General features: G+C 37.9%; 13 protein-coding genes. 2 read left to right on the top strand and 11 right to left on the bottom strand.

The window, feature by feature from the left end; all coding sequences use genetic code 11:
- The first annotated feature begins 129 nt into the window (after window positions 1-129).
- On the top strand, window positions 130-366 hold the full coding sequence (locus tag H0184_RS06930; protein WP_221822900.1) for a DUF2627 domain-containing protein: 237 nt from the start codon (window positions 130-132) through the stop codon (window positions 364-366).
- A 10-nt stretch (window positions 367-376) separates the two neighbouring features.
- On the opposite strand, the gene H0184_RS06935 is transcribed toward H0184_RS06930, so the two are convergent.
- Complete coding sequence (locus H0184_RS06935) at window positions 377-1,105, bottom strand: glycerophosphodiester phosphodiesterase (protein ID WP_221822902.1); 729 nt, start codon at window positions 1,103-1,105, stop codon at window positions 377-379.
- A gap of 42 nt (window positions 1,106-1,147) precedes the next feature.
- Here H0184_RS06935 and H0184_RS06940 point away from each other — a divergent pair, with 42 nt between their 5' ends.
- Window positions 1,148-1,285: a YycC family protein gene (locus H0184_RS06940; protein WP_221822904.1), complete on the top strand. Its 138-nt coding sequence runs from the start codon at window positions 1,148-1,150 to the stop codon at window positions 1,283-1,285.
- A gap of 66 nt (window positions 1,286-1,351) precedes the next feature.
- Here H0184_RS06940 and spo0A read toward each other — a convergent pair whose 3' ends face one another.
- From spo0A to folD, 10 genes are all read right to left on the bottom strand, one after another.
- Complete coding sequence (spo0A, locus tag H0184_RS06945; RefSeq protein WP_221822906.1) at window positions 1,352-2,143, bottom strand: sporulation transcription factor Spo0A; 792 nt, start codon at window positions 2,141-2,143, stop codon at window positions 1,352-1,354.
- A gap of 278 nt (window positions 2,144-2,421) precedes the next feature.
- Complete coding sequence (gene spoIVB / locus H0184_RS06950; RefSeq protein WP_396953578.1) at window positions 2,422-3,720, bottom strand: SpoIVB peptidase; 1,299 nt, start codon at window positions 3,718-3,720, stop codon at window positions 2,422-2,424.
- A 99-nt stretch (window positions 3,721-3,819) separates the two neighbouring features.
- Window positions 3,820-5,520, bottom strand: coding sequence for a DNA repair protein RecN (gene recN, locus H0184_RS06955; RefSeq protein WP_221822910.1), 1,701 nt, complete (start codon window positions 5,518-5,520; stop codon window positions 3,820-3,822).
- A gap of 13 nt (window positions 5,521-5,533) precedes the next feature.
- On the bottom strand, window positions 5,534-5,983 hold the full coding sequence (gene ahrC / locus H0184_RS06960; protein WP_221822911.1) for a transcriptional regulator AhrC/ArgR: 450 nt from the start codon (window positions 5,981-5,983) through the stop codon (window positions 5,534-5,536).
- 146 nt (window positions 5,984-6,129) lie between these two features.
- The gene (locus H0184_RS06965) at window positions 6,130-6,969 is read right to left on the bottom strand and encodes a TlyA family RNA methyltransferase (protein WP_221822912.1); all 840 of its coding nucleotides are present in this window, start codon (window positions 6,967-6,969) and stop codon (window positions 6,130-6,132) included.
- A gap of 3 nt (window positions 6,970-6,972) precedes the next feature.
- Window positions 6,973-8,865 carry a 1-deoxy-D-xylulose-5-phosphate synthase gene (gene dxs, locus H0184_RS06970; protein WP_221822913.1) on the bottom strand — a complete coding sequence of 631 codons (1,893 nt, stop codon included), beginning with the start codon at window positions 8,863-8,865 and terminating at the stop codon, window positions 6,973-6,975.
- Between the two features lie 149 nt (window positions 8,866-9,014).
- Window positions 9,015-9,908 (bottom strand): polyprenyl synthetase family protein, encoded by an 894-nt coding sequence (locus H0184_RS06975; protein WP_221822914.1) that lies wholly within the window; start codon window positions 9,906-9,908, stop codon window positions 9,015-9,017.
- Between the two features lie 3 nt (window positions 9,909-9,911).
- Window positions 9,912-10,145 (bottom strand): exodeoxyribonuclease VII small subunit, encoded by a 234-nt coding sequence (locus H0184_RS06980; protein ID WP_221822915.1) that lies wholly within the window; start codon window positions 10,143-10,145, stop codon window positions 9,912-9,914.
- Window positions 10,138-11,493 (bottom strand): exodeoxyribonuclease VII large subunit, encoded by a 1,356-nt coding sequence (xseA, locus tag H0184_RS06985; protein WP_221822916.1) that lies wholly within the window; start codon window positions 11,491-11,493, stop codon window positions 10,138-10,140. Before xseA ends, H0184_RS06980 begins: the two co-directional genes overlap by 8 nt.
- Window positions 11,494-11,507: 14 nt before the next feature.
- Window positions 11,508-12,362 (bottom strand): bifunctional methylenetetrahydrofolate dehydrogenase/methenyltetrahydrofolate cyclohydrolase FolD, encoded by an 855-nt coding sequence (gene folD / locus H0184_RS06990; RefSeq protein WP_221822918.1) that lies wholly within the window; start codon window positions 12,360-12,362, stop codon window positions 11,508-11,510.
- Window positions 12,363-12,382 lie beyond the last annotated feature (20 nt).

Here is a 12,382-nt window from a genome sequence, read left to right on the forward strand (position 1 = left end):
AAACATGCAATATTTTTCATTATCTATTCTATATTTTTTTTGAATCCTTGACAAATTATATCTTTATACTAATATTTTTCTTGAGGGTAAAAGTCATTCGACTTACTATACAATTGGAAGGATTAAATTATGAAGCGGATTGTTGCTCTACTTATATTAGTAATTCCTGGTTTTTTAGCTGGATATGGGATCAAATTAATGCGTGATATGACATTCGGTATTCTTCAAAGCCCAATCCCATTCTTATGGCTACAATTTCTTTTAGGTCTTGTCCTTTTCCTAGGTGGATTAGCGTTCGTCGCAGGATTTATTTTTCACCGTGACCGAAAGAGGAACAATGTGCAGGACAGGTTTAAGAATAAATAAAAAGAGGCCGTCAAGGTCTCTTTTCATATTGTTTCTTAAATTTTAAAGCTTTAACTGGGTCATCCGTAATAAGCGATGTACAATTGAGCTTAAATAACCTATGCATGTCAGCCTCTTTATTCACCGTATACGGTCTTACTGCAATACCATTTTCAATCGCAGCTTCAATAATTTCATCTGATACCGAGGCTAACTTCGGATGGATTCCTCGTGCTCTAATGGATTGCGCATAAACCCAGGGCATATAGATTCGTTCATTAAATAAGGGGGCTGTCTCAATTTCAGCTGCCATTCGATAACTTAAAACAATGCTATAATGATTAAAAGAAGAAATGATAATCCGATTGCTTAAGTTATATTTTCGAACAAGTTGAATTACCTTTTCTTCCATACCTTCATACGGTATTAAATTATTTTTCAGCTCAATATTACAAATTAATCGATTGGATTGCATCCATTCTAAAACTTCAATTAATGACGGGATTGGCTCTTTTTTTATACCTTTTTTGTTTGCATTGAACTTTCGTATTTCTTTAAATAAAAAGTTTTTTACCAAACCATTGCCGCTGGTGGTTCTATCGATTTTTTCATCATGAATGACAACCACTTCGCCGTCTTTTGTTAATTGGACATCAAGCTCTAAGCCATCTGCACCAGCCTTTTCAGCCGCAATGAAAGCACTCATGGTATTTTCAGCAAAAGCTGCAGAATAACCTCGATGCGCTAATATCTGTGTCATCTTTTTCACTTCCCAACTAAATGAATGGAGGTAACTCTCGGAATGAAACCTTTACAATTATCACCTGAAACTGCCGTTAAACTTGCAGAGAAATTAGGTGTTCCATTAGAACATCTTATGCATATGCCTCAGCATATACTTATTAAAAAATTGGTGGAACTAGAAAAGGAAAATAAATAACATTTATACATAAAAAAGCCTTCATTTATCAAAAGATGAAGGCTTTTTTTCATTTTATTGATCTTTTCAAGAAGCCTTATGCTCCAGGCGCAGCTTATCCGCAACCATCGCAATAAACTCTGAGTTCGTAGGCTTAGCCTTTGACATGCTTACCGTGTACCCGAATAGAGAAGAAATGGAATCGATATTTCCACGGCTCCAAGCTACTTCAATAGCATGGCGTATAGCACGTTCCACACGGCTTGCTGTGGTGTTATATTTCTTTGCAATATCAGGATATAATACCTTTGTAATTGAGCCTAGTAATTCAATATCATTATAAACCATTGAAATGGCTTCTCGTAGATATAAGTATCCTTTGATATGTGCCGGAACACCAATTTCATGGATAATGCTTGTAATACTTGCATCTAGGTTTCTTGGTTTATTTTCTGTATGGGAACGATAATTTCCAGTCGGAGCCTTACGACTAACTTGACTGCTTTTTCCACTTACTTGACGGATATGATTCCCTAAATTCTCCATATCAAAAGGCTTTAGGATAAAATAAGACGCACCAAGCTCTACTGCCTTCTTCGTGACGTCTTCTTGTCCAAATGCAGTCAACATAATAACATTTGGAATTGCGCCCTTCTTAACCTCTCTAAGGCGCTCTAAAACGGCCAGCCCGTCGAGATGTGGCATAATAATATCTAAAACGAGTACATCCGTATCTGTTGATTCAAGAAGTTCTAAACAATCCTGCCCATTGTGTGCAATACCAGCAATCTCCATATCTTCTTGGGAAGAAATATACTCCTCTAATAATCCCACTAATTCCCTATTATCGTCCACGACACAAACTTTAATCTTTTTCACCTTATATCCTCCTCAAATCCAAAATGGATTATATCTCTATTTAACATTAATTTCATTCTCTTAATTCTATTCTAAATTAGAAATTCGACAATGCAACTAAAATTCCTCTAGTTTTTTTAATATTTCTTAAAATAGTGAGAAAATCTCATCTTTTCTTTGTTTTACTTTAAATTTCGACTAAATTCGCATATATTCCTATTTATACCATATTTTTGTCGAATAATCTTTATGTAAAAATAAAATAGGCGAAACTCGCCTATTTTATTTTATATAATCAATTAACTTGCTTTTTCCTTTGGTGTTTCATATATGTTAATTCCTGCTTCACTTAACATCCATTCAATGTGAACTCCATAACCAGAGGTTGGATCATTGACAAAGACATGTGTTACTGCTCCGATTAGCTTTCCATCCTGGATAATTGGACTTCCGCTCATCCCTTGAACGATTCCGCCCGTTTTCTCCAGTAGCTTTGGATCAGTTACTTTTATAACCATGCCTTTTGTTGCTGGAAATTTCTGCGGGATAGTGCTGACAATTTCAATTTCAAATTCTTCGACCCTGTCATCATTTACCACTGTAAGGATTTTTGCTGGACCTTCCTTAACTTGGTGAGATAACGCGATTGGCAGCGGCTTATCCATAATTCCATTCTTTAACTCTTTATTTAACACACCAAATATGCCAAATGGACTATTTTTTGTGATGTTTCCGACAATTTCACGGTCTGAAGAGAATCTAGCCAGCTTTTCTCCTGGGTCCCCGTTACTCCCTTTTTCGATGGAGGTAACTGTAGAACGAACGATTTGACCATCTTCCACTACAATAGGCTTCTTTGTATCCATATCTGAAATAACGTGCCCTAAGGCACCATATTTTTTTGATTGTGGATGAACAAATGTCATTGTTCCAATTCCTGCTGCTGAATCGCGAATATACAATCCAAGCTTATAGGAGTTTTCTCCCTTATCTTTCAAGGGAGTAAGTTTCGTTTTGAACTTACCACTTTCCCTGCTAATAACCATATCTAATGCTTCTCCACTTTGTCCTGCATTTTGTACAAAGGGAGCCACATCTGTCATCTTTTCAATTTTGCTTCCATTAATTTCTGTAATAATATCACCGATTTTGATTCCTGCAATTTCTCCAGGGGATTTTTTCCCATCTTCTGTATTAACTAAATGGTGGCCTACGACCAATACGCCAACCGTATTTAATTTAACACCGATGGATTGTCCTCCTGGCTTAACTCTGAAATCCTTTAGAACGTTAACATCGACCTTTTTAACGGGTATTCCTGCAAATTCTAATAACATTTCCTCGTTACCTTTTTCGCTTGCTATAAAGGAAACATTGTTTTTATCTTGTTCAAGTGTGATGTTTGAATTGAGAGACACTAAAGAGGCTGATACCGGTACAGCCTTTTGGAAAGTATAATCTTGTCCTTCAAAGACTGTAATGGTCTTTGGTATATCAAGGTACTGCTGAAATGGCTGAAAAAAAAGAACGCTGATTAATGAAACAAGGAGAATTCCACCAATGATCTTTCTAATTATTTCTAACTTCAAAATCTTCACTCTCCTCGCTTCTGTTTCACTCTACATGTAAATGGCTACATCTTTAATTTTGCCTGCATCTGCGGCATTTATAACCGAAGACAACATAAAAAAGCTCCCCTATTTGGGAAGCTTTTCAATTTTTTTATTTTCTGAAGCTAAAAACAACAATTCTTCGGCATGTTTTTTAGTTAAATCGGTAATTTCAACACCAGAAATCATTCGACCAATTTCTTTTATTTTTTCTTCTACACTTAATGGACTTACTGAAGTCTTTGTACGGCCTCCATCTGTCACCTTGGAAATAAACAAATGAGTGTCAGCCATTGCTGCTACTTGCGGTAAGTGAGAAATACACAATACTTGCGAATCAACAGCTACTTTATATATTTTTTCAGCAATTGATTGTGCAACCCTGCCGCTCACACCAGTGTCAACCTCATCAAAGATAATAGAAGTAACGCCTTGATGCTTAGAAAAAATACTCTTTAGCGCTAACATAATTCTTGATAATTCGCCGCCAGAAGCAATCTTAGATAAAGGTTTTAATGGTTCACCAGGGTTTGTAGTAATATAAAACTCAACGTGATCAACACCATTTTTTGTAAAATGTGGTAAGACAGATTCAAAGCGAATTTCAAATACAGTTTTTGCCATGTATAGTTCTTTCAATTCATTATGGATTAAATGAGTAAGCTTATCAGCCCATCGTTTTCTGAGTTCAGTTAATTGTTTGGCTTCAAGTTTTAAGTCTTTCTGAATAGAAGCTAATTGCCTTTCTAACTGCCCTATATGGGTTTCTTTATTTTGCAGGGTTTCAATTTCTTCTTCAATTTTTGCTGCATATTCTAAAATTTCTTCTATAGTTTTTCCATATTTCCGTTTCAATTGATTGATTTCATTTAATCTTTCTTCAATTTCATTTAATCGCTGCGGATCATATTCTAATTCATCAAGGTCATTTCTTAACGTCCGGGATGCATCCTCTAATTGATAAAAACAATTCATAACTGATTCATATACTTCCTTATATGATGAATCCAATTCTGCAGCGTCTTCGAGGTGTCCCATGACCATACTAATCCAATCAAGTCCTTTTTGTTCACCTGTCAGCGCATTATACCCCGATTGTATTGCCTCAAATACCCGCTCAAAATTCCCAAGTCTTCTTTTTTCTTCAAAAAGTATTTCGTCTTCTTGAAGCTTTAAATTCGCGTTTTGAATCTCCTCAAATTGAAATTGAATAAGATCTAGGCGATGTGCAGTTTTTTGCTCATTTTCACTTAATGATTTAAGCTTTTGAGAGGTTTGTTCATAGCGGCGGAACACCTCTTGGTATTCAGCGTGGGATTGAGAAATTTCCTCAAACCCAAATTGATCAAGCAATAGCAAATGTCTGGTTTCATCCATTAAATCTTGATGTTCATGCTGACTATGTATATCAACTAAGGTAGATCCCACTTCCCGAAGGGTTGATATGGTAACAAGCTTTCCGTTAATTCGGCACACACTTTTGCCTGAACGAGAAATATCTCTTCTTAATACAACCATACCCTCTTCAATTTCAATACCAAATTCAAAGGCTTTTGAATGACAAGGATGGTGCTCATCTATTTGAAAAAGCCCTTCAATCTCTGCTTTTTCTTCCCCATGTCTGACAAATTCTGCTGAACCTCTTCCGCCTACAAGTAAGTGAATGGCGTCAATAATAATTGATTTTCCTGCACCAGTTTCTCCTGTTAAAACGGTTAAGCCTTTATCGAACGATACCGAGAGTGCCTCTATTATGGCAAAGTTCTTAATCGATAATTCTGATAACAAGGTTTCAACCTCCCTATAGCATGTCTAGGAACCGATTTGTGATTGTCTCTGTATCCTCCGGTGTACGACAGATAATTAAGATCGTATCGTCACCGCAGATGGTTCCTAATACTTCATCCCAGTCAAGGTTATCAAGTAAAGCACCTATTGCCATAGCGTTTCCTGGCAAACATTTCATCACAAGCAAATGTCCAGCAGAATCAATTCGAACAAACGCATCCATTAATGATCTTTTTAATTTTTGTAAAGGGTTAAAGCGTTGGTCTGCCGGTAAGCTATATTTGTATCTGCCATCTAATAATGGGACTTTAACCAAGTGTAGTTCCTTGATGTCTCTAGAGACAGTCGCTTGAGTTACGTTAAATCCCGCACTTTTTAATTCGTCAACTAGTTCATCCTGTGTTTCAATATCATTATTAGTGATAATTTCTCTTATCTTTATATGACGTTGACCTTTATTCAATCTATTCACCCCGTAATTATCAAAACATTTAGGTATTTTGTACAAAAATGTCGCTTATACCCATATGTTAGCCCATTTTGGTTAGGATGTACAATTATTATTGCAGAGAAAAAACGAATAATAAAAATAAAAGGATAAGCATATGCTCATCCTTCTACATCTTGTTTTGATTTAAATTCCTGATGAGAGTCTTTCACAATTTGTGAAGGATCCTTTGGTAATAAATTTTTTCCTTTTTCTTGCTCACCCAGCCACTTGAGATGAAGAAGATACTCGATATTACCATCTCCACCTGTTATTGGGGAATAGGATAAATTAACAGCATTATATCCCTGTTCAAGAGAGAAATCGACAATTTTGTTAACAACCTGTAAATGGACCTTTTCATCACGAACGATACCCTTTTTACCAACTTGTTCACGCCCTGCCTCAAATTGCGGCTTAACCAGTGCAACAATATCACTATTAGGGACAAGAAGTGTTTTCAAAACAGGTAAAATAAGCTTTAGAGATATAAAAGAGACATCAATAGTTGCAAAGTTGGGCATTTCTCCTGCTAAATCCTTAGGTGTTACATACCGAAAGTTGGTCCGTTCCATTACCACGACCCGTTCATCTTGACGCAGCTTCCAAGCAAGCTGATTGTAACCTACATCCAAGGCATATGACATCTTAGCACCATTTTGCAAGGCACAGTCCGTAAAGCCCCCAGTTGATGCACCAATGTCAAGCATGGTTTTATCCTCGACAATAACATCAAAAACCTTTAGAGCCTTCTCAAGCTTTAGTCCACCCCGGCTAACATATGGAAGTACGTTGCCTTTTATCGTCAAAGGAATATCTACTTTCACTTTTTCTCCGGGTTTATCGAGACGTTCTTCATTCGAATAAACTAGTCCCGCCATTATTGAACGTTTTGCTTTTTCCCTTGTTTCCGCTAATCCTCTTTCAACTAATAACACATCTAAACGTTCTTTATTCTTCATTCCTTATGCCCTTTGTTGTTTTTTTCGCGCAAGTATAGTCATTCTTTTCACAACTTCTGAAGTAGTCATCCCAATTTCCTCAAGCAGTGAGTCAACATCTCCGTGCTCAATAAATTGGTCTGGTATCCCCATTCGGTCAATTGCTTGATGATAAAACCCTTGATCATGTGCGTATTCTAACACAAAGCTTCCAAATCCCCCCTGAAGAACTGCTTCTTCAATCGTAAGGATAGGGATATTTTTTGAGAATAACTGATTGAGCATCTTTTCATCTAATGGCTTTATGAATCGTGCATTCACTACTTTAACTGAAACTCCTTGTTTTTCAAGAGCTTCTGCTGCCTCCATTGCCATTGGGATTGTGGTACCAAAGGTTAAGATAGCACCATCTTCGCCTTCCTTTAATACTTCCCATGTGCCAATTGGGATACTCTTTAATTCTTCATCCATAGGAACACCCAAGCCATTTCCTCGAGGAAATCTCATCGCTATAGGGCCATCATCATATTTTACGGCAGTATAAACCATGTGCTGCCCTTCATTTTCATCTTTAGGCATCATTAGAACCATATTAGGCACATGTCTCAAAAAGGCAATATCAAATACTCCTTGATGAGTTTCACCGTCTGCTCCTACTAATCCAGCACGATCAATTCCAATGAAGACATTTAGATTTTGACGGCAAATGTCATGAACGACTTGATCATAGGCTCGTTGTAAAAAAGTCGAATAAATTGCTAAAAATGGCTTCATATTTTGCGTGGCTAATCCTGCCGCTACAGTAGCAGCATGCTGCTCAGCAATTCCAACATCATACATTCTCTCTGGAAATTCGCTTGCAAAGCCCTCTAGCTTTGATCCAACTGGCATTGCTGGGGTAATTGCTACAATTCGTTCGTCGCTTCTTGCAAGCTTACGAACTGTTTCACTTACTAAGCTGCTCCAGGCTGGCGGTGCTTTATCTGGCTTAACAAAGTCCCCTGTATCCATCTTATAAGGTCCGGTTCCGTGCCATGTCCCTTTTTTATCACTTTCAGCAGGATGGAAGCCCTTCCCCTTCTTAGTGATGACATGAAGAAGGACTGGGCCTTCAGTTTTCTTTGCATAACGAAAATTCTCAAATAATGCTTCAAAATCATGTCCATCTACTGGACCTAAATAAGTAAAGCCCAACTCCTCAAAGAACATGCCGGAAACAAATAAGTATTTAAGACTGTCTTTTACTCGCTCAGCCGTAGCAGCAAGTTTACCGCCAACAGCAGGGACCTTTTTTAAGAACAATTCTAATTCATCTTTGACCCATTGATACTTACCAGCTGTTCTTAACTGCCCAAGTATATTATGAAGCGCACCAACATTAGGTGCAATCGACATCTCATTGTCGTTAAGTATAACAATCATGTTCTTTTTTTCATGGCCAATGTGGTTTAAAGCCTCTAAAGCCATTCCACCTGTTAGTGCACCATCTCCGATAATAGGTACAACATAAGAATCTTCTTTTTTCAAATCTCTGGCAATGACCATTCCCATTGCTGCCGATAGAGATGTTGAACTATGCCCAGTCTCCCAAACATCATGTTCACTTTCAATTCTTTTTGGAAAGCCGCAAAGTCCCTTAAATTGACGCAAAGTATCAAATTCACAAGCTCTGCCTGTCAATATTTTATGAACATAAGACTGATGTCCTACATCCCAAATAAATTTATCTTTTGGACTGTCGAAACATTTGTGTAAAGCAAGTGTTAGTTCGACAACACCTAAATTTGGTCCAATATGGCCTCCAGTTACAGACAGCTTTTCAATCAAGAATTGTCGTATTTCTTGACTTAAAACCTCCAATTCTTGATTTGACATCCCTTTTAAAAAGGAAGGGTCTTTTATTGATAACAGATCCATGTTTGGACCACTCACTTTCATACTTTATCTGTCAGTTCACTCGATTAAAAAATAGCCGCTAACACTATTCGTGATAACGGCATTAACAACGTTCTCTACATTGACAACAATTATAACACAATTACGTTGTTGTTCAAATACCAGTTATTTTAGTGATCTCTAGCTGCTACAAGATCAGCAATTTCGCTAAGTAAATTTATATCAAGCCCTGTCTTTGTCAGGTATTGCTTGGACTTTTCCAAATGCTTTTGTAATGCTTCCTTTGCACCATCCATCGTTAAGAGCTGTGGATACGTACTTTTATTATTTGTGGTATCACTGCCAACAGGTTTACCCAAGACTTCGGGATTTCCTTCCAAATCGAGAATGTCATCACGAATTTGAAAAGCAAGCCCCAGATGATGGGCAAATGAAGAAAGGTTCTCAAGCTGCTCTTGATTTGCCCCGCCTAACAATGCACCCGCGATGACGCTAAATCTTAAAAGTCTGCCTGTTTTATGTATATGAATATACTCAAGTTCTTCAATGGTTAGAGCTTTTCCCTCCCCTTCCATATCCGCTACCTGACCGCCAACCATACCCTCACTTCCAGCAGCTTTGGCCATTTCAATTACCAGCTGAAGCTTCGTCTCACTCGAAGCAATCTCGTTTGAAATTTTTCCAATTACCTCAAAGCTGTAGGTTAATAAGGCATCTCCTGCTAATATAGCGATTGCGTCACCAAAGACTTTATGATTCGTTGGCTTACCTCTTCTGAGATCATCATTGTCCATACTTGGCAAGTCATCATGGATTAATGAATAGGTATGGATCATTTCAATTGCTGAAGCAGCTAATAGCCCATTTCTAGGCTCTTTTCCAAAAGCTGCAAGGGTAGCAAATAATAGTAAGGGACGGATTCTTTTCCCGCCTGCTTCAAGGGAATAATGCATTGCTTCTTTGATTATAGGAGGTGAATTCAGCCTTTCCACCAAGGTTCGAAGCTCTAATTCAAGCAGCTGTTTATATTCTTGTGTAAAAGCATCTAGAACTTTAGTATTCAAAGCCTACACCTCCTCTTCAATCGTAAAGTTTTGTTTACGTCCGTCCTCCGTAATAATCTGAGTTAATTGTTCTTCAACATTTTTCAGCTTATCATGGCAAAGCTTTGACAGCTCCATTCCCTCTTTATAAAAGGCAATAGCTGCTTCTAGCGGGACATCCCCTTCTTCAAGCTTATCCACAATTTGCTCCAGCTTATTCATAGCTTCCTCAAAGGAAATGTTTTGTTCATTACTCACGGTTTTCGCTCTCCTTTATGTTCGTTACATTGCAGAGAAGGCTGCCATCTGTTAATTGAATTTGTAGTGGTTCATTCTCTCTAACTTGATTAATACTTTTTATTAACACATTGTCTTCAGAATAGACGAGACTGTATCCCCGGTCCATTATTTTTAACGGGCTTAAAGCTTGGAGTGTTGAAATGACCTTTTCAAATTGAGTTTGTTTCTTCAAGAATATTTGAATCATTGCCCGCCCCATATCTTTTTGTGAGCGGTCAAATCTACTCTCTGCTTCTCGTAAAGCTATTCTTGGATGGTTCCGAACTAGACGTTTATGAATGGTCTCATGCTGCCCTTTTTTTACATCCATCAATCGAGAAGCACCACGAACTAGCAATTCTGTTAATTTATCAACATGTTCAAGCTTTTGTTCGTAAAGGCGCTGAGGATAACGGAACGCATAGGATCTTTGCGCGCGGTCTAACCGCTGTTTTTCGTATCGATATCTTCCACTCATGGATTGAAGCATCCGGGTTTTTCTTTGCAATAACCGCTCCATTAATTCATCTATATGAGGAACAGCTAACTCCGCTGCTGCAGTAGGAGTTGGAGCACGCATGTCTGCAACAAAATCAGCAATTGTAAAATCAGTTTCATGCCCTACGGCAGATATGACTGGGACCAGCGATTGAAAAATAGCTCTAGCAACTAACTCTTCGTTAAAAGCCCATAATTCTTCAATAGAGCCGCCTCCACGCCCAACAATAAGTACATCTATCTCGTCCATTTTGTTAGCTTTTTCAATGGCCCGTGCTATAGAAGGTGCCGCATTTTCACCTTGTACAAGTGCAGGTAATACAAGAATATTAGCAATTGGATAACGTCTTTTAATGGTGGTGATAATATCCCTAATTGCAGCTCCTGTTGGTGATGTGATGACACCCACCGTTTTCGGATAGCTCGGTATGGGCTTTTTCTGTTCAATAGAAAATAAGCCTTCACTTTCAAGTCTTTTTTTTAACTGCTCGTAAGCCAAAAATAATTCTCCAATACCATCTGGACGCATTTCTTTGATATATATTTGGTATTGCCCACTAGGCTCGTATACAGAGATATCTCCTTTAACTACGACCTTCATACCGTTTTCTGGCGAAAACTTCATAGCTCGTGATTGGCTGGAGAACATTACAGCAAGAATACGGGCTTTGTCATCCTTTAATGTAAAATACATATGCCCACTAGAATGCTGTTTGAAGTTAGATATTTCACCTCGTACATGGACATCCTGCAAATGTGGGTCTGCGTCGAATTTTCTTTTTATGTATTTTGTTAATGCAATTACAGATAAATACTTTTTCTCCTGCATAACGAACTCCTCTTTTAGGAATGCAACGTATTTTTCGCCGACTTAAGAGTGTTATACATTAGCATTGTAATCGTCATCGGCCCGACTCCTTTTGGAACAGGGGTAATATAACCTGCCTTTTTGCTCACTTCATCAAAAGCAACATCTCCGCAAAGCTTTCCGGCTTCATTCCGGTTTATCCCTACATCAATTACAACTGCACCCTCTTTTACATGTTCAGCTTTAATAAAGTTAGCTATCCCGACTGCTGCAACGATAATATCTGCTTGTGATGTATGGTACTTTAAATCTGCTGTTCTTGAATGACAATAAGTTACGGTCGCATGCTGATTTAGAAACAACTGACCTACCGGTTTTCCAACAATATTGCTTCTTCCAACTACTACAACATGTTTACCGGCAACGGATATACCAGTTTCCTCTAATAGCACCATAATTCCATATGGTGTGCATGGTAAGAAAGCATCTTGTCCTGTCATCATTCTTCCAATATTTATCGGATGAAATCCGTCAACATCCTTATAAGGGGAGATGGATTCTATTACTTTTGTTTCATCGATATGCTTTGGAAGCGGAAGCTGCACCAAAATCCCATGGATAGCTGGATCTCCATTTAGTTCCTCAATTTTAGTAAGTAATTCCTCTTGAGAAGTCAATTCCGGCAATTCAATTAGCACTGAATGCATACCAAGTTCTCGACAAGTTTTTTCTTTATTTGTTACATATGTTCTCGATGCATGATTATTTCCTACAAGAATTACGGCAAGCCCTGGGGTAACCCCTAATTTCTTTAATTTATTTACTTCTTCAGCAATTTCTACCTTTTTTTTCGCGGCGATTTCCTTCCCGTCAATAATTGTTGCAGTCATGACATTTCCCCCTGTTCTAT

The organism is Neobacillus niacini, assembly GCF_019749295.1.
Classification (GTDB): Bacteria; Bacillota; Bacilli; order Bacillales; family Cytobacillaceae; genus Neobacillus; species Neobacillus niacini_D.

Coding starts and splice junctions, on each gene's coding strand:
- H0184_RS06930 (WP_221822900.1), top strand. CDS start 130: ATGAAGCGGATTGTTGCTCTACTTATATTAGTAATTCCTGGTTTTTTA.
- H0184_RS06935 (WP_221822902.1), bottom strand. CDS start 1,105: ATGACACAGATATTAGCGCATCGAGGTTATTCTGCAGCTTTTGCTGAA.
- H0184_RS06940 (WP_221822904.1), top strand. CDS start 1,148: ATGAAACCTTTACAATTATCACCTGAAACTGCCGTTAAACTTGCAGAG.
- H0184_RS06965 (WP_221822912.1), bottom strand. CDS start 6,969: ATGAAGAATAAAGAACGTTTAGATGTGTTATTAGTTGAAAGAGGATTA.
- dxs (WP_221822913.1), bottom strand. CDS start 8,865: ATGGATCTGTTATCAATAAAAGACCCTTCCTTTTTAAAAGGGATGTCA.
- xseA (WP_221822916.1), bottom strand. CDS start 11,493: ATGCAGGAGAAAAAGTATTTATCTGTAATTGCATTAACAAAATACATA.
- folD (WP_221822918.1), bottom strand. CDS start 12,362: ATGACTGCAACAATTATTGACGGGAAGGAAATCGCCGCGAAAAAAAAG.